Source organism: Paenibacillus medicaginis, from assembly GCF_042138635.1.
Classification (GTDB): Bacteria; Bacillota; Bacilli; order Paenibacillales; family Paenibacillaceae; genus Paenibacillus; species Paenibacillus medicaginis.
Genome location: NZ_JBHIRY010000007.1, coordinates 203,161 through 218,649, shown reverse-complemented (window position 1 = coordinate 218,649; position 15,489 = coordinate 203,161). Strand labels below are relative to the sequence as shown.

11 protein-coding genes and 1 pseudogene are annotated in these 15,489 nt (G+C 51.7%); 2 read left to right on the top strand and 10 right to left on the bottom strand.

The window, feature by feature from the left end; genetic code table 11:
- The 9 genes from ACE5LO_RS10280 to ACE5LO_RS10240 all read right to left on the bottom strand — a co-directional run.
- On the bottom strand, positions 1-1,256 hold a 1,256-nt coding region (locus ACE5LO_RS10280; RefSeq protein WP_511227993.1), incomplete at its 3' end, for an alpha-helical endospore appendage domain-containing protein.
- Between the two features lie 284 nt (positions 1,257-1,540).
- Complete coding sequence (locus ACE5LO_RS10275) at positions 1,541-1,861, bottom strand: cupin domain-containing protein (RefSeq protein ID WP_375519925.1); 321 nt, start codon at positions 1,859-1,861, stop codon at positions 1,541-1,543.
- 15 nt (positions 1,862-1,876) lie between these two features.
- Positions 1,877-2,623, bottom strand: a complete 747-nt coding sequence (locus ACE5LO_RS10270) for a response regulator transcription factor (protein ID WP_375519924.1) — start codon at positions 2,621-2,623, stop codon at positions 1,877-1,879.
- Complete coding sequence (locus ACE5LO_RS10265; protein ID WP_375519923.1) at positions 2,598-4,463, bottom strand: cache domain-containing sensor histidine kinase; 1,866 nt, start codon at positions 4,461-4,463, stop codon at positions 2,598-2,600. Before ACE5LO_RS10265 ends, ACE5LO_RS10270 begins: the two co-directional genes overlap by 26 nt.
- Positions 4,464-4,537: 74 nt before the next feature.
- Complete coding sequence (locus tag ACE5LO_RS10260; RefSeq protein WP_375519922.1) at positions 4,538-5,572, bottom strand: TRAP transporter substrate-binding protein; 1,035 nt, start codon at positions 5,570-5,572, stop codon at positions 4,538-4,540.
- 58 nt (positions 5,573-5,630) lie between these two features.
- Positions 5,631-6,920, bottom strand: a complete 1,290-nt coding sequence (locus ACE5LO_RS10255) for a TRAP transporter large permease (protein ID WP_375519921.1) — start codon at positions 6,918-6,920, stop codon at positions 5,631-5,633.
- Complete coding sequence (locus tag ACE5LO_RS10250) at positions 6,920-7,435, bottom strand: TRAP transporter small permease (RefSeq protein WP_375519920.1); 516 nt, start codon at positions 7,433-7,435, stop codon at positions 6,920-6,922. Before ACE5LO_RS10250 ends, ACE5LO_RS10255 begins: the two co-directional genes overlap by 1 nt.
- Before the next feature lie 163 nt (positions 7,436-7,598).
- Complete coding sequence (locus ACE5LO_RS10245) at positions 7,599-9,077, bottom strand: Lsa family ABC-F type ribosomal protection protein (RefSeq protein WP_375519919.1); 1,479 nt, start codon at positions 9,075-9,077, stop codon at positions 7,599-7,601.
- 339 nt (positions 9,078-9,416) lie between these two features.
- Positions 9,417-11,276 carry an NTTRR-F1 domain gene (locus tag ACE5LO_RS10240; protein ID WP_375519918.1) on the bottom strand — a complete coding sequence of 620 codons (1,860 nt, stop codon included), beginning with the start codon at positions 11,274-11,276 and terminating at the stop codon, positions 9,417-9,419.
- 524 nt (positions 11,277-11,800) lie between these two features.
- On the opposite strand from ACE5LO_RS10240, the pseudogene ACE5LO_RS10235 reads away from it, so the two are divergent.
- Both ACE5LO_RS10235 and ACE5LO_RS10230 read left to right on the top strand, forming a co-directional pair.
- Positions 11,801-12,583: pseudogene (locus ACE5LO_RS10235) on the top strand (glycoside hydrolase family 16 protein); the annotation flags it as partial.
- A 224-nt stretch (positions 12,584-12,807) separates the two neighbouring features.
- The gene (locus ACE5LO_RS10230) at positions 12,808-13,734 is read left to right on the top strand and encodes a S66 peptidase family protein (RefSeq protein ID WP_375519917.1); all 927 of its coding nucleotides are present in this window, start codon (positions 12,808-12,810) and stop codon (positions 13,732-13,734) included.
- A gap of 89 nt (positions 13,735-13,823) precedes the next feature.
- Here ACE5LO_RS10230 and ACE5LO_RS10225 read toward each other — a convergent pair whose 3' ends face one another.
- Positions 13,824-15,467 carry an MGH1-like glycoside hydrolase domain-containing protein gene (locus tag ACE5LO_RS10225; protein ID WP_375519916.1) on the bottom strand — a complete coding sequence of 548 codons (1,644 nt, stop codon included), beginning with the start codon at positions 15,465-15,467 and terminating at the stop codon, positions 13,824-13,826.
- Positions 15,468-15,489: the final 22 nt, after the last annotated feature.

The following is a 15,489-nucleotide window of genomic DNA, read 5'->3' as shown; positions in this document are numbered from 1 at the left end:
ACCCCGGTTGCTCCTGTGGCTCCCGTTGCTCCCGTTGCTCCCGCTGTACCCGTTGCTCCTGTTGCCCCTGTTGCCCCTGTATCACCTGTGACCCCGGTTGCTCCTGTGGCTCCCGTTGCTCCCGTTGCTCCCGCTGTACCCGTTGCTCCTGTTGCCCCTGTTGCCCCGGTAGCCCCTGTATCACCTGTGGATCCCGTTGCTCCTGTTGCCCCTGCTGTACCCGTGGATCCCGTTGCTCCTGTTGCCCCTGCTGTACCCGTGGATCCCGTTGCTCCTGTTGCCCCTGCTGTACCCGTGGCTCCGGTAGCTCCTGTATCACCTGTGGCACCGGTGGCTCCCGTTGCTCCTGTTGCTCCTGCTGTACCCGTGGCTCCGGTAGCTCCTGTATCACCTGTGGCTCCGGTGGCTCCAGTGGCTCCAGTGGCTCCTGCTGTACCCGTGGCTCCTGTATCACCTGTGGCTCCGGTGGCTCCTGCTGTACCCGTGGCTCCCGTTGCACCTGTGGCTCCTGTATCACCTGTGGCCCCGGTGGCTCCCGCTGTACCCGTAGCTCCTGTTGCCCCGGTGGCTCCTGCTGTACCCATGGCTCCCGTTGCACCTGTGGCTCCTGTATCACCTGTGGCCCCGGTGGCTCCCGCTGTACCCGTAGCTCCCGTTGCACCTGTGGCTCCTCCTGGTGGACCTGTTACTCCCGTTGCCCCTGTTGTTCCTGTGGCCCCGGTGGCTCCCGTTGCCCCGGTGGCTCCTGCTGTACCCGTGGCTCCGGTTGCACCTGTCGGCCCTGGGTCTCCCGTTGGCCCGGTCGCTCCGGTTGCCCCCGTTGCCCCAGTGGTTCCTGTTGTTCCGGTAGTACCGGTTGCCCCTGTCGCTCCTGTGGCTCCAGTGATTCCAGTGGTCCCCGTTGCCCCTGTCGCTCCTGTTGTTCCGGTAGCTCCTGTTGTTCCTGTAACTCCCGTAGATGTAGCTGCTCCTAATACAGTCTCAAGCTTGGATTGAAGTAGCAGTTCTTTTTTAGTCAAATTACTAATGGTATTTTGTACACTCGTATTAACCGAAAAAATATCACTTAACGTAGCCGGCGGCGAACTCACTCCTGGCAATGTCCCGAGCACAAATTGAATCTTTTCCCCTTCAGCGTTGAGAATATGGCTTAAACCGAGTTCTTCCATTGCAATGGATGTTAACAATAAGTTGATGGCGTCATCTCGGGTTACCGAAATGAGCGGGGTTATATTAGGTATATTCGCTTGTGACAAAAGGGCACCTCCCTAATAGAATTAGATTTTACTCTATATAATTATGGGATTTGCCTGAAACCGTACTAGGTTGAACTCCTATTTTACCATTGAAGGGCTAATAGACTTAAAATTGGGCACAACGAACCGAGAGGGCAAAGTCCAAGTTATCAGGAGCTCTTCTTCCTTGAACAGATCAAGAGGCATCTGACTCGTAAAATGGATAAAAAAAATCCACCGAAGAATCCAGTGGATTTAAAGGAAGATCACAAAACCCTATACAGGTATTATTTGTAAGCACGGCACTAATCCCTGTTCAACAGATCCTCACGAAGCGGTGTGAAGCAGTCAAGCAGTACCGAGGCTTCTTTGGCGACCACCCCGTGTCTGGCTCCTCCGGGAATGACGACGGAACGACCCTCCCGCACAAGGAGGGTCGTTCCGTCGATCGTAAACTCCAGTTCCCCCCGAATACAGTAACTCATCTGTTCATGAGGATGGCTATGCTGATAACCTGCAGCTCCGGCTTCAAAGTGGACCTCCATCATCATCAGCCCAGTACCAGGTGCGAAAATTTTGCGTTTCACGCCCGGCTCGGCCTGTTCCCACTCTTCGAACGTTCTCATCTCATGTCTCCTCTCCTAGGCAGGATGCAGCCTTTTCCGGTATTCGCTGGGCGATGTCCCCGCCTCTCTTTTGAATGTATTGCTGAAATAAGCCGCATCCGTGAATCCAAGTCTGTCGGCAATTTCCGTGATGCGAAGGGTTGTATGCTCCAGCAGTCTGACCGCTTCCCGCATGCGGACTGATGTCATGTAGTCGGTAAATGTCACGCCTTTGTGCTGCTTGAACAGCTTGCAGAAATAGCTGGGATTCAAATGCACAAGTGCTGCTGCTTCGGCAAGCATCAGATCATAACGTTGCTGGCTTTCGATATAATGAATGATCTGGTCAACCGGTGGTCGGATATGCTGATCGCCCTCTTGCTGTACTTTAGTCGCGGCAGTACCGGGCTCCTGACGCTGAAGCCAGTTACGGAAGCATTCCGTCATGTCTTCCGTATCGACAGGCTTGAGAAAATAGTCAAAGGCACCAAGCCGAACCGCCTGCTGTGCATAAGCAAATTCATCGTGACCGCTGACGATGATAATGTCCGTCGCTTTCCCCTCATTCCGGATTTGCTTAAGCAGTGTCAAACCGTCCATGACCGGCATGCGGATATCTGTCAGTACAATATCTGCACGACTGTGTTCCAGCCACTTCCACGCCTCCATCCCGTTGGTGGATTCATGAACGACAGTGAACGGCAGCTTGATTTTTTCGATCACCTTGCGAAGCGCGGTCCTGACCCATTTCTCGTCCTCAACCAGCAGAATCTGATAGGTCATTCCATACCTCCCCCCATCCCTTTTCATGGAACGGCTTCGTTTCCTCGTAAGGCAGGACCATTTGAACGGTGGTCCCTTCTGACAGCTTGCTTTCGATCACCAGCCCGAACTGTTCTCCAAACAAGTAGCGAATACGGCGGTTCACGTTATCGATTCCAATATGACCTGAGGAACGGGCGTTCGAATGCTGCAGACTTTGGCGAACGCTCTCCAGCCGCTCAGGGGGCATGCCCGGCCCGTCATCGCCAACGGCAAGCACGAAGGTATTCCCGATGCGATGTGCGGATATGGTGAGGTTTATTCCTTCAGTGCTCGCTTCCAGACCGTGCACGATGCAATTTTCCGCCAAGGGCTGCAGCGTGAATTTGGGAAGCTGCTGCTCGAGCACCCAGTCGGGCAGATGGAAGCTGTATTCCAGTCGCTCATCAAAGCGGTACTTCTGAATACGCAGATACATTTCCACAACAGCCAGCTCCTGCCGGACCGTGACGACAGGTTGATCTTCTTTCACATTGTAGCGCAGCAGACGCGACAGTGCGGCAGACATATCCGCAATCTCTTCCCGTTCCTCCGCAAGTGCCATGCCCCGGATCGTCTCCAGTGCATTATAGAGAAAATGAGGGTTGATTTGCGCCTGCAGCATGCGCAGCTCCGTTTCTTTATGCCTGAGATGGGCCTCCGCTTCTTTTACCCTCGAGACGTACACTTCTTCAAGCAGCTCGGATAACCGCTTCACCATCCGGTTATAATCGGCTGTCAGCATGCCAATTTCATCTGCGTTTTCCACTTTGATATGGCCTTTGAAATCACCGATCTCCACCCGTTTCATGTGCAGATGCAGCCTCTTGATCGGCCTGATCAGGCTTGCAGCCAGCCCCAGACTCAGCACATACGCAATCAGCACAAACCAGGCGGTCGTGGCGAAAATGGCATGCGCCATCCTCGTTCTGCTCTCCATGAGCTCATTGTACGGAATCGAGGTCACAAGATGCCAGTTTAACCCCTCGCTGCGGCTGAATGTAAGCAGGCGCTTACCGTTCTGCTCGAACGTAAATGAACCGTTGCTGCGATACTGTAACTGCTGTACGATCCTGTAATCCGCCAGGCTTCCAATGAGCTTCTGGTCCGGATGATATACGTATCTGCCCTCTTCATCCAGAATCATGAGGTAGCCGCTTCCGGACTGACCAAGCCGGACCTTGCGGGCGGTATCCTCCAGACGTTTGTAATTCAGATCAATGACAAGCATGCCAAACGGCTTGAGGTCCTGCGGACTGGCAATGCGCTTGGCGACGGACACGACAGGCTCTGCCTCGCCTTTCCAATGAATAACCCGTGCCAGCACCTTCGGCTTGCCCGTGACCGGGACCGTGTCAAACCATGCCTCCCGCTCGGCATCCTGTACAGACACTGCACCCGGCTGATCATTCGAATCAATGATGCGTTCATGGTCCAGAATCAGGGAGATGTTCGCCACATCTGACCGGGAAAACGCAGAATTTTGCAGCACATTCCGAACTCTGCTTTCATGGTCCGCATCTGTCGGTTTACCGCTCGTATAAGCTCGCAGAAATGCTGTAGTGTCGGGATGGTTAATGATTTTCAGCGTGCTGATCTCAAAGTCGCGAAAGTAATCCTCCACATAATGCTGCACCTGATCGATAATCTGCCAGCTGTAGCGTCTTGCTTCACTTTCCAGTGTCAGCGAAGACTGGCGGAAGGACATATAACCGATTAACAGCATGGGCACGAGCACAAGGATGGCCGAATATACGGTCAGTTTCGTCATCAGCGACCGGTCACGGAGCAGAATGGTTCGCAAAAGGCGTTTGAATGGCATCTGATTCAAGCACTCCCCTACAATTCCTTCCGGATTGTAGAACGATTCTGCATGCTGTGTGTTATATCCTCTATTTATTCGGCTTTGGCCTGTTCGATGGCATCCAATATTTCGCCATACTCACTACGGTATTTTTCGATGACCGGTTTGACCGCATTTTTCCAGGCATCCGCATCACTGATTTCCGTAATGACGGCACCACCCGCACGCACCTGCTCTTCCGACTCCTTCTCATATTTGGCCCATTCTTCCCGCTGAAATGCCGTTGATTCGACGGCAGCTTCTTTTACAATGGCCTGGTCCTCCGGAGACAGCGTATCCCACACCTGCTTGGAGACCAGCAGCACTTCCGGTACTCTCTGGTGGCCGTCCAGGATATAGTTTTTGGCGATCTCAAAATGCTTGCTTGAATAATAGCTCGGATAGTTGTTTTCCGCCGCATCAATAATGCCGGTCTGCAGCGCACTGTACACTTCCCCGTAGGCCATCGGCGTCGCGTTTGCTCCAAGCGCTTTCATGATTTCGATATTCAGCTTGTTTTCGATCACCCTTATTTTCATTCCTTTCAAATCCTCCAGCTTGGTCAGAGGTTTCGTAGAGTAAAAACTTCGGGAACCGGAGCTGTAGTAGGTAAGACCCTTTAAGCCTGAAGACTCCAGACTATCCAGCAGCTTCGTTCCCCCATCGCTCTGCAGGAATTTCCATACATGATTGTCATCGTTGAAAATATACGGCAGGCTGAACACCCCGAAATCCTTGTTGAATTCAGCCATCGGTCCGGTGCTGACCCTTGTGAATTCGATGGCACCCAGTTGAACCTGCTCAATAGCCGATTTTTCTTCCCCAAGCTGAGCTGACGGAAATACATCAATCGTAATGCGTCCGCCTGACTTTTCCTTCACCAGCTCGGCAAATTTCATATCACCCTTCGTCGTCGGATAATCGGCCGGATGAGTCTCGGCCAGCCGGAAATTGTATGTCGAACCGCTTCCCTGTTCTTCATTCCCCGTACCAGGGTTCTCAGCTCCCCCTGCAGAGCAGCCTGTGAAAGTTACAATCCCGGCAAGAAGGACGCATAGCAAACCTTTTCCTTTTTGTCTTTTCATCATCAAAGAACCTTCCTTTCATTTATCATGGGTTCGGGTACACACACTTTGTCTTGACAGGCTAAGAGCCGTTTACCAAATTCGGCAGCCACATGGAAATGGACGGTACATAGGTAATAAGCATCAGAACCGCCACCATCACGATGAAAAACGGGATCAGCGCTTTCGTGCCCTGTTCAATCGTAACCTTGCCTATCGCACAGCCTACGAATAGTACTGTACCGACAGGCGGGGTAATCAGCCCGATGCCTAAATTCAGGATCAGAACGATCCCGAAATGAACCGGATCCATGCCAAGCGCCGTCACGACCGGGAACAGGATGGGTGTCATAATCAGAATCAGCGGGGCCATATCCAGCGGCGCACCCAGAATAAGCAGCAGAATGTTAATGATCAGCAGAATGATGAATGGTTCATCTGAAATGCCCAGCAGTAAATCGGTCAGCATCGTCGGAATTTTGAGATAGGTCAGAACCCAGGCAAAGGCGTTGGAGGCGGAAATGAGAAACAGCACCATGGCCACCGTGCGAAAGGTACGTAAGAAAATGATTTTGATCCGGGAGAACGGAATATCTCTGTATATGAAAAATGTCAATATAAAAGCATACACGCAGGCGATCGCCCCTGCTTCCGTAGCGGTGAACCAGCCGGTGAAGATACCTCCCAGGATGATGACGCCGGTCATCATTGACAAAAAACCGTCCCTGAGGATTTTCGGAACTTCTTTTAGCTGCACAGGCTCGCCTTTGGCGTAACCTCTCTTGCGTGCAATGAAGTAGGATGTCGTCATCAGGGCAGCGAGCAGCACGAGACAAGGCACAATTCCGGCCATAAAAAGGCTGGAGATAGACACGCCGCCTGCCGCGAGCGCATACAAAATCATGTTATGGCTGGGCGGCATCACGACCCCTTGAATGGCCGCAGCTGAGGTGACGGCGACCGAGTAGTCGGCATCGTAATTTTTCTTCTTCATCATCGGAATCATCACCGAACCGACCGAAGATACGTCGGCCGCCGCCGATCCGCTAATGTTGCCGAAGAGCATGCAGGCGACACAGTTCACCATGGCGAGCCCTCCGCGAATAGCCCCAACCGTAAGCTGCGCCAGATTGATAAGGCGAAGTGCAAGGCCGCCTTCACTCATGATTTGTCCTGCCAGAATAAAGAACGGAATGGCGAGCAACGAATAAGAGTTCATGCCCTGAATCATGCGCTGGCCGATCACTGCCAGAGGAATGTTCAGCGTTATGGCTGTCAGCAGGGAGGATAGCGCCAGCACCATGGCAATGGGAAAGCGGAAGCAAATCAGCACCACAAAACTGACCGTCAGTACGATAATCGCTGTCGTCATTATTCCATCAACTCCTCGTCAAGCTCCTTAAGCCGGATTGTATCCATGCCCAGCATCTGCAGCAGCGCATAGATGCATACGAGTACACCCGTGATTGGCATGACGACATACATCACGCTACTGGGCCATTCTGTGGCAGACATGCGGTTGGGGTGCATTAATTTTGTGAAATCCCAGCCATATTTGATCAAATACAAGCCGAAGGCAAACGTAGAGAGCCCGATCACAATATCCAGCACCCGGTTGGTACCACGGGATAACCTGCCTGATATTACGTCCATGGCCAAATGAAGCTTCTCCCGGAAGCCGATCGCGATGCCGAGAAACGAAAACCAGATCAGCAGCAGCAGCGTCAGCTCCTCGGACCAGAAAAATACAAACCCGAACAGCTTGCGCGTGATGACCTGCACGGTTACGATCAGCGTCATGAGCGCGACTGCGCTCACCGCAAACGTCTCAATGGCCCGATCTATGCCTAAAGCGGCTGTTTTCAAGCTTTGCAGAATTTGGTGCAATGTCCTGCCCTCCTTTGCATGGTTAAGTCTTCGCCAATTGTAAGCGATTGCAAATATGCTGAACAGGGGGATGAATTGTGATTTTCTTGTAATATTTTTGTTTTTTGTCAGCAAGGCCCCGTCCGGTACATTACCGGACAGGGCCTCCTGTTGGTGTGCTTTGTTAAAGTTCCACTACCTTGGTGGCAATATTGCCGCAAAACTCCCGGTCATGCTCCACAAACAAAATGGTCGGCTCATATTCCAGCAGTAGCTCTTCGATCTGCATACGGGAAATGACATCGATGAAATTCAGCGGTTCGTCCCAGATGAGCAGATGGGCCTGCTCGCAGAGGCTTTTGGCGATAAGCACCTTTTTCTTTTGGCCGCCACTGAAATCCGCCACATCCTTTTCGAATTGTACCCGCGAAAAATCCAGCTTTCGCAAAATGGCTTTAAACAGACTTTCGTCAATGCCGTGCTCCCGCGCATAATCCGATAAATTGCCCTGCAAATGCGAGGTATCCTGTGACACATAGGAAATTTGCAGTTGGCTCCCTCTGCGAAACGTGCCCGTATAGCTGATATCCTCACCGCATAGCAGTTTGATGATGCTGGATTTGCCGGAGCCGTTTTTCCCGGATAACGCGATCCGGTCGCCCCGCTCAATCGTAAAACTGACATCCCGGCAAACCTCTCTCTCCCCATAATAAATCGAGATTTGCTCAAGCTCAGCGAGCTGCGGTTTATGGTAGCTCAATTGGGAAATTTTCAAGCTTTCCGAGGTTTCAATGTTTTTCAAAAGCTTGGACTTTTCTTCAATTGAGGACTGCTGCCTTTGTTCCATGGATTTGGAGCGTTTCATCATTTTTGCGGCCTTGTGGCCGACGTAGCCTTTATCCACCTTGGAGCCGGAGTTTCTTGTCCCATTCTTCGTTTTCTCTACCTGATGAGACCAGCCCTCCGTCCGTTTGGCAGCCTCCGTCAAGCGCTTGATGTCCTTGCGAAGTCTATCGTTTTCCCCAAGCTCGAAGTTGTCCTGACGCTGTTTATTCTCCCACCAGTCGGAGAAGCTGCCTTTTTGAATCTCAATATTGGTCTTGTTGATGGACAGGATATGATCCACGCAGTGATCCAGGAAGGCCCGGTCATGGGACACCAGGATAAATCCGCTTTTGCCGTTCAAATAGTCGCTGACGAGCCTTCTTGCCTCCATGTCGAGATGGTTGGTTGGCTCATCGATTAACAGGAAGCTGTTTTCCTTGAGAAACAGAGCCGCCAGCATGACCTTCGTTTGCTCTCCATTCGATAAGGAATCGAACGGACGGTATAATACGTCGTCGGAAACCTTCAGCAGCGAAAGCTCCCGCATCAATTCCCAGAGGACGTAATCCGGGTAAATTTCCCCCACAACATCGAGGGTTTGATTTTCCTTGTTTTGCACTTGAAAAGGGAAATATTCAAAGCTGATATCTGCGGAAATATGGCCGCTGTATTCGTATTTGCCGAGCAACAGGTTCAGAAAGGTCGTTTTCCCCCTCCCGTTTCTGCCCGTAAAGCCCAGCTTCCATGAGGTATCAATTTGAAAGCTGACATTCTCGAAAATGTTGTCATAGCTGCCATCATAAGCGAACGTCAGGTTGCTTACATTGATTAATGACATGAGTGGTAACCTCCTGCAAAAAAATAAAGGCTGCAAGAAAGTTACTACTTTCCTGCAGCCTCAATATACAGCAAGCCCTACCGACCCACGTGTGGTGTCAGATAAGCATATACCGCAGAGATGAAAGGATGAAGTAACTTTCTTGCATAAAGAATAAAACATGCGAACAAGCTCGCATTATTGTTTTATATCCTTAGCAAGAAATATCCATCCGTTTCAGCTCCTGTCGTTTAAGTTAGCTATAGCTTAACACAATGTTTGAAGGAATTTCAAGCCAACTGGAATGCTTATGGGACAGCTCTTTCCAGGAAGGGATCTATCTCTAGAATGGTTGCATCCTTAAGGGGATGGGAAGCGTGCTGCCTCAAAGTGAGTAAATACCGAATTTCCAATCACGGTAACCGCACCCGCATTCGGTAACAGAACAACACCTGACTGATCTCCCGCATTGAGCTGCTGAATTCCGACAAGTTCGACTGTAATAACATCTCCCGGTGTAACATTAATATACTTCGCTATTTGTTGCGGTCCGGAGATCGCAGCAATAATGTTTGTGGTGCCTGCACCGACAACCATAAGGAGGCTTGCAGTGAACGAATATACTCCGCTTTGATTCGCAGTAAATACCGAAATCGCAGGATTATACTCATTGGTTAGATCAAAGAGTTCGTTCTGGAAAAGAACTGGCGCACCAACCGAGGTAATGATTTGATTTGTAGTGCTTGTTGCTCTGAAGGCTGATTGCGGTCCAACTGATCCGGTCGCTCCGGTTGCACCTGTGGCTCCTGTAGCTCCGGCTCCTGTTGCACCCGTAGCTCCTGTAGCTCCGGTTGCGCCCGTTGCTCCGGCTCCTGTGGCTCCAGTCGCTCCTGCTGCTCCGGTGCCTCCTGTTGCACCTGTGGCTCCTGCTGCTCCGGTGCCTCCCGTTGCTCCTGTCGCTCCGGTGCCTCCCGTTGCTCCAGTTGCACCTGTGGCTCCTGCTGCCCCAGTGTCTCCCGTTGCTCCAGTTGCACCTGTGGCTCCTGCTGCCCCGGTCTCTCCCGTCGCTCCCGTCGCTCCAGTTGCACCCGTGGCTCCTGCTGCCCCGGTGTCTCCCGTCGCTCCCGTCGCTCCAGTTGCACCCGTGGCTCCTGCTGCCCCGGTGTCTCCCGTCGCTCCTGTCGCTCCAGTATCTCCCGTTGCTCCCGTCGCTCCAGTATCTCCCGTTGCTCCCGTTGCTCCAGTATCCCCCGTCGCTCCCGTGGCTCCAGTATCCCCTGTTGCTCCGGTTGCTCCAGTATCTCCCGTCGCTCCTGTGGCTCCAGTATCTCCCGTTGCTCCCGTCGCTCCAGTATCTCCCGTTGCTCCCGTGGCTCCAGTATCCCCTGTTGCTCCCGTGGCTCCAGTATCCCCTGTTGCTCCCGTGGCTCCAGTATCTCCTGTCGCGCCCGTCGCTCCGGTTGCACCTGTGGCTCCTGCTACTCCGGTTTCTCCTGTCGCTCCGGTTGCACCTGTGGCTCCGGTTGCTCCAGTATCTCCCGTCGCTCCTGTTGCCCCGGTATCACCCGTCGCTCCGGTTGCCCCGGTATCTCCCGTGGCTCCGGTTGCTCCAGTATCTCCCGTTGCTCCAGTACCTCCCGTGGCTCCTGTCGCTCCAGTATCTCCCGTCGCTCCGGTTGCTCCTGTCGCTCCGGTTGCTCCTGTTGCCCCGGTGTCACCTGTCGCTCCTGTCGCACCTGTGGCACCTGTAACGCCGCTGTCTATCAGAAGGGCAACATCATCAACAAGCAGATCCGAAACGGCGGCTACAGGAACAGAGATCGTTACCCGCACTTCATTCGCTCCAAGCGGTACTGCTGCTGCAGTTGTCAAATAAACTTCCAGCCAGGCATTATTCGTATCAATTAATGGCACCCGACCCGCAGGTATATTTGCTGTCAAACCATTGAGCACAAGTACACCCGAGTTCAAATAATCGACAACTAAATCGACAGCCGGACTTCCACCTACGGTAGGTACGGCTAACGATACGAAAAATTCAAAGTTTTCCCCAGGTGTGGCCGACTGCGTCTGTGTGATGGAGGCAACACCGGTTAACTGTGCACTAAAAGTTCCTGAATGACTGAATGAACCGGTTATTGCAACGGTTCCGGACGCGACCCAAGGAGTTAAAAGCCCCGTCTCAAAACCACCATTTACAATACGATTAGAAATTGCCAAGGATGTCTCACCACTCTCTTAATCTTAAATTCAGCTTTGCATTCTTAAGACCAAAATCGCAAAGCCTGCTCTATACTATTAAATAGTGTTCCTCCTTGAAACGGCATTTGCTATTCTATAGCGCCTAATATTGTTTGCTGTACCCCTCGAAGATTGCATTAATTCCTCCTTCCCCCCGGTGTCGTATCTATAAAAATCTGAATTCAATACTCCGAAACTTAAACTATCATCAATATAATCTGAGAATGGAGGAAGAAAACCATTTTTTTCACATATGTCCTTAGAGGCATGGTATCTTACCTGCAAATTTTCTGTAAAATACAGCTTGTATATGGATTATATTCCCATTATACTATGATTGTAAGCGCTTTATTGGTATAAACCTATCTACCTTCTTCTTTACGTGCTGTCCAGAAAGAGAAAAGTCCAAAGAGAGGTGATCCCCTTTTCAGTGGTCAATAAGGCGGATGCTGTCCGGGAGTGTCCAAGATCTGGGTTTCATATTATTTGAGGGAGGGAACAACATGTTAAGAAAAGGAATATGTGCGGTTGTGCTGCTCAGTCTCCTGGTCGCTCTGTTTCCCGCAAAACAAGCAAACGCAGCGAACTGGACTCTGATTTGGAGCGACGAATTTAATGGTAATTCGTTAAACCGGTCCTATTGGACCCCTGAAATCGGCACCGGAAGCGGCGGCTGGGGAAACAATGAGCTGCAGTACTATACCGACCGTTCGCAAAATTTGCAGGTAACCGGCGGCAATCTGGTCATTACGGCACAAAAAGAGGCTTACGGCGGAATGAACTACACCTCAGCCCGGATCAAAACCCAAAACCTGCAAACCTTTACTTATGGAAAAGTGGAAGCGCGGATCAAGCTGCCATCCGGTCAAGGGTTATGGCCTGCCTTCTGGATGCTTGGCAGCAACATCAGCTCGGTCGGTTGGCCGTATTGCGGAGAAATCGACATTATGGAACGTGTAAATAATAATCCTTATGTAAACGGCACTGTGCATTGGGATGCGGGAGGCTACGCTCAGTACGGGCGGGTGTCGGGCAATCTGGATTTTTCCCAATACCATGTGTACAGCATCGAATGGGACTCCAAGTATATCCGCTGGTTTGTCGATGGACAGCAATTTAATGAATTTTATATTGAGAACGCAACCGGAAATACCGAAGAATTTCAGCGGCCGTTCTTTGTTCTCCTGAACATGGCGGTCGGCGGAAACTGGCCGGGACCTCCCAATAACTCGACTCCATTCCCGTCACAAATGCTGGTCGACTACGTGCGCGTTTATAAAAGCAGCTGAATATAGAAGAACCATTTAACCATGGGGTTGTCCCAAAGTCACTAACGCTGGCTTCGGGCGACCCCTCTTTTTATTCCTGTCATGGAACGGAACCCGACTTCCCATGTTTTTAAGCTCCAGTGAGATCCGTTTTTGTACTGTGCAGCCGACTTTATAAATATAATCTAATGACTTGAAATCACGACAGCTTCTTCTTATATTCAGGGAAGGAGGATCAGGAAATGCCGGTACGTCCACCAATATTGCAGAGAGGCGATACCATTGGAATTGTGACCTTGGGCAGCCCTTTGGATGCAAGCACCATTAATGCAAGGATCGAAGTGTTGAGAGCCATGGAGTTCAATGTCGTATTGGGACAACACGTATATGCACACAACGGATTCCTGGCAGGCACAGACGAGCAGCGCGCATCCGATTTGATGATGATGTTTCAAAATCCGCAGGTGAAAATGATCCTGCCCACACGAGGCGGTACGGGAGTGGCCGGCATTCTGCCGTACCTTGATTATCATGTGATCCGGAATAATCCGAAAATCGTTACAGGCTACAGCGATATAACTGTTCTGTTAAACGTACTCAGTCAATATGCGGATTTAATCACATTTCATAGTCTGCTGCTTATAGACTTTAAAAACGAAACGCCTGCTTATAATTTCGAGCAGTTTTTTTCCGCGACATCCTTACTTTCATTGACCCGGCGGATTCTGAATCCACCCGGCATTCCACTGATGAGCAGAGTTCCGGGCAACGCAACGGGGCAGCTTGTAGGAGGCAATCTGACATCTTTTGTCGATACGTTGGGTACACCTTTCGAAATCGATACACGGGATAAAATTCTGGTGATTGAAGAAACCCATGAATCAACCAATACCATCTACAGGTTTCTGAATGATTTGAAGCTGGCCGGAAAATTTGATGATTGTATTGGCATTATTATGGGGGAGTGCACAGGCTGTCAGGCGGCATACGGCACATCCTATGAGGATTTGATTAACCAATTCATTGTCCCCCTCGGCAAGCCGCTGATCACGAATCTCGCAACAGGGCATGGTGTGTACAAAGCGGCTTTGCCGATTGGCGCAATGGTGAATCTCAATTCGATCAATCATTCCATTACGGTGACTGAACCTGTCATCAGTGCAGTTTGAAAATACAATTTGAACGTCAAGTGAAAAGCCCACGTTATCCGCAGGTATCCATTTTACAAATGTCGTATGCGATACGGTCTGCCTGCCGATCAGTATGTTGGATAAATCAGACCGATATCACGTTTTCGTTGAAGAGCTCTACCCTGCAGCACGAGCAATTCGTTCCCATTGACGGAGAACTCAAGCTCTGCGCCCTGGTACCAAATGCTCCCCTCTACCGTTCTTGTGCTCATGCCGAGAATTCCCTTCAATCTGCCGCTACGGTCGGTAATGATCCGCACTCCAGCCGGAAACCGCACATAACTTTCCCCGTCACGCACAATTTCGCTGCCCTCCGCCAGGTTGATCAGCTCATACATCGTTCCGTCCACACTGCGGCCATATGCCGTATTCGGCGCAACCTCTTCACCGTGATCGAAATCGTACGGCACCAGGCCGGTAAACCACAGCTCGCCGTCAGGTGTCAGCATAATGCCGCACAGCCGTTCAACGTAGTCCAGCACACAGAGGATCGCCGGCGAGTAGACTTCCGTAAAGCCCTCCTCCCCGGTCCAAGGGCTTAAGCACTGTGCAAAACGCTTCATCCTGGCCATCGCAGCCAAAATCGGGAGCATGACCCACGTCAGCTCCACATGCCTGCCATGATGCTCGAAGGCGTGCGGGGCACGGATCAGGCTCAAAAAATTGGACGGACCGCTCCAACTGTTATAACTGGAGAACGGGTCGAAGCGAGGGTCGTCCATTGCCAGCGAGGTGAACGGATATTTGGCAAAAAATTTGCGTGTGTTCAGCAAATGCTGCTGCAGCATTGTATCGAAAAACGCCCGGTCACCGACCTCACATGCCATTACACGCAACAGTACATCGGACTGTACGCGGACAAACCGGTCATGCCGATCCCGGTCGTAGAAGAAGTAGTCCTCAGTGTCGAAGCACTGGGTAAACAAGCTTTGCAGGCTCTTCTCCGCTTTAACTCGCCATTCTTCACCGTTCTCGCCAAGCGCTTCGGCGATCCGGGCCAAATAGGTACGCTGGCAGTGCACATTGGCCGTTAAATCCGGCGCGATGAACGGAAGAAGCGGCGAGTCAGGGTAACAGCGTGCCGGGTCGCCGAGATGCGGCGTATCCGGCACATGCCAGAAGCGTGGGGACAGATCATGGCCGGTATCGAACGTACAGAACGCCTCAACACCACCTGTTCTGCGGGTATTGCGGTATTCGGCCAGCCACTGGTCATGCCTGCTCATCGCGGAATACATCGTGCGCAGGAAATCGTCATTCCGGCCATGCAGCGCATCATAATTCCAGACACTGCGGGCCAGTGGTGTGACCATCTGAATTTGGCGGAACACCGGGCCGTCCGCCGTCACCTTGTAGGGCAGTAGCCCGTCCCCACGCTGGTGAGCCGCAAAAGCGCGGTATGTTGACTCCGACACCGAAGGTATGAATCGCGCCAGCAGTTCAGCGTTAATTGTGCCCGTGCTTTCCAGCCAGCAGCCAAGGTAAACGCCGCCTTCATGCAGTATCGGCTTCCGGCCGCCGGTCGGAACGATGCAATCCAGCAGTTTTCCGAGCGCGTGGTAATACACCGTCTCCAACTGTCCTGTCGATGCAAACCGTCCGCCGGACCGCTCCCATTCAGCCAGAACGGCGGCATCTGACTCCTTCTTCAACTGGCCAACCTTGTGGGCCATGTCTATACTGCGCAGCCGTTTCAGCAACTTCTCTCTCATCCGGCTTCCTCCTTGTTTGTTA

Coding starts and splice junctions, on each gene's coding strand:
- ACE5LO_RS10275 (WP_375519925.1), bottom strand. CDS start 1,861: ATGAGAACGTTCGAAGAGTGGGAACAGGCCGAGCCGGGCGTGAAACGC.
- ACE5LO_RS10270 (WP_375519924.1), bottom strand. CDS start 2,623: ATGACCTATCAGATTCTGCTGGTTGAGGACGAGAAATGGGTCAGGACC.
- ACE5LO_RS10265 (WP_375519923.1), bottom strand. CDS start 4,463: ATGCCATTCAAACGCCTTTTGCGAACCATTCTGCTCCGTGACCGGTCG.
- ACE5LO_RS10260 (WP_375519922.1), bottom strand. CDS start 5,572: ATGATGAAAAGACAAAAAGGAAAAGGTTTGCTATGCGTCCTTCTTGCC.
- ACE5LO_RS10255 (WP_375519921.1), bottom strand. CDS start 6,920: ATGACGACAGCGATTATCGTACTGACGGTCAGTTTTGTGGTGCTGATT.
- ACE5LO_RS10245 (WP_375519919.1), bottom strand. CDS start 9,077: ATGTCATTAATCAATGTAAGCAACCTGACGTTCGCTTATGATGGCAGC.
- ACE5LO_RS10230 (WP_375519917.1), top strand. CDS start 12,808: ATGCCGGTACGTCCACCAATATTGCAGAGAGGCGATACCATTGGAATT.
- ACE5LO_RS10225 (WP_375519916.1), bottom strand. CDS start 15,467: ATGAGAGAGAAGTTGCTGAAACGGCTGCGCAGTATAGACATGGCCCAC.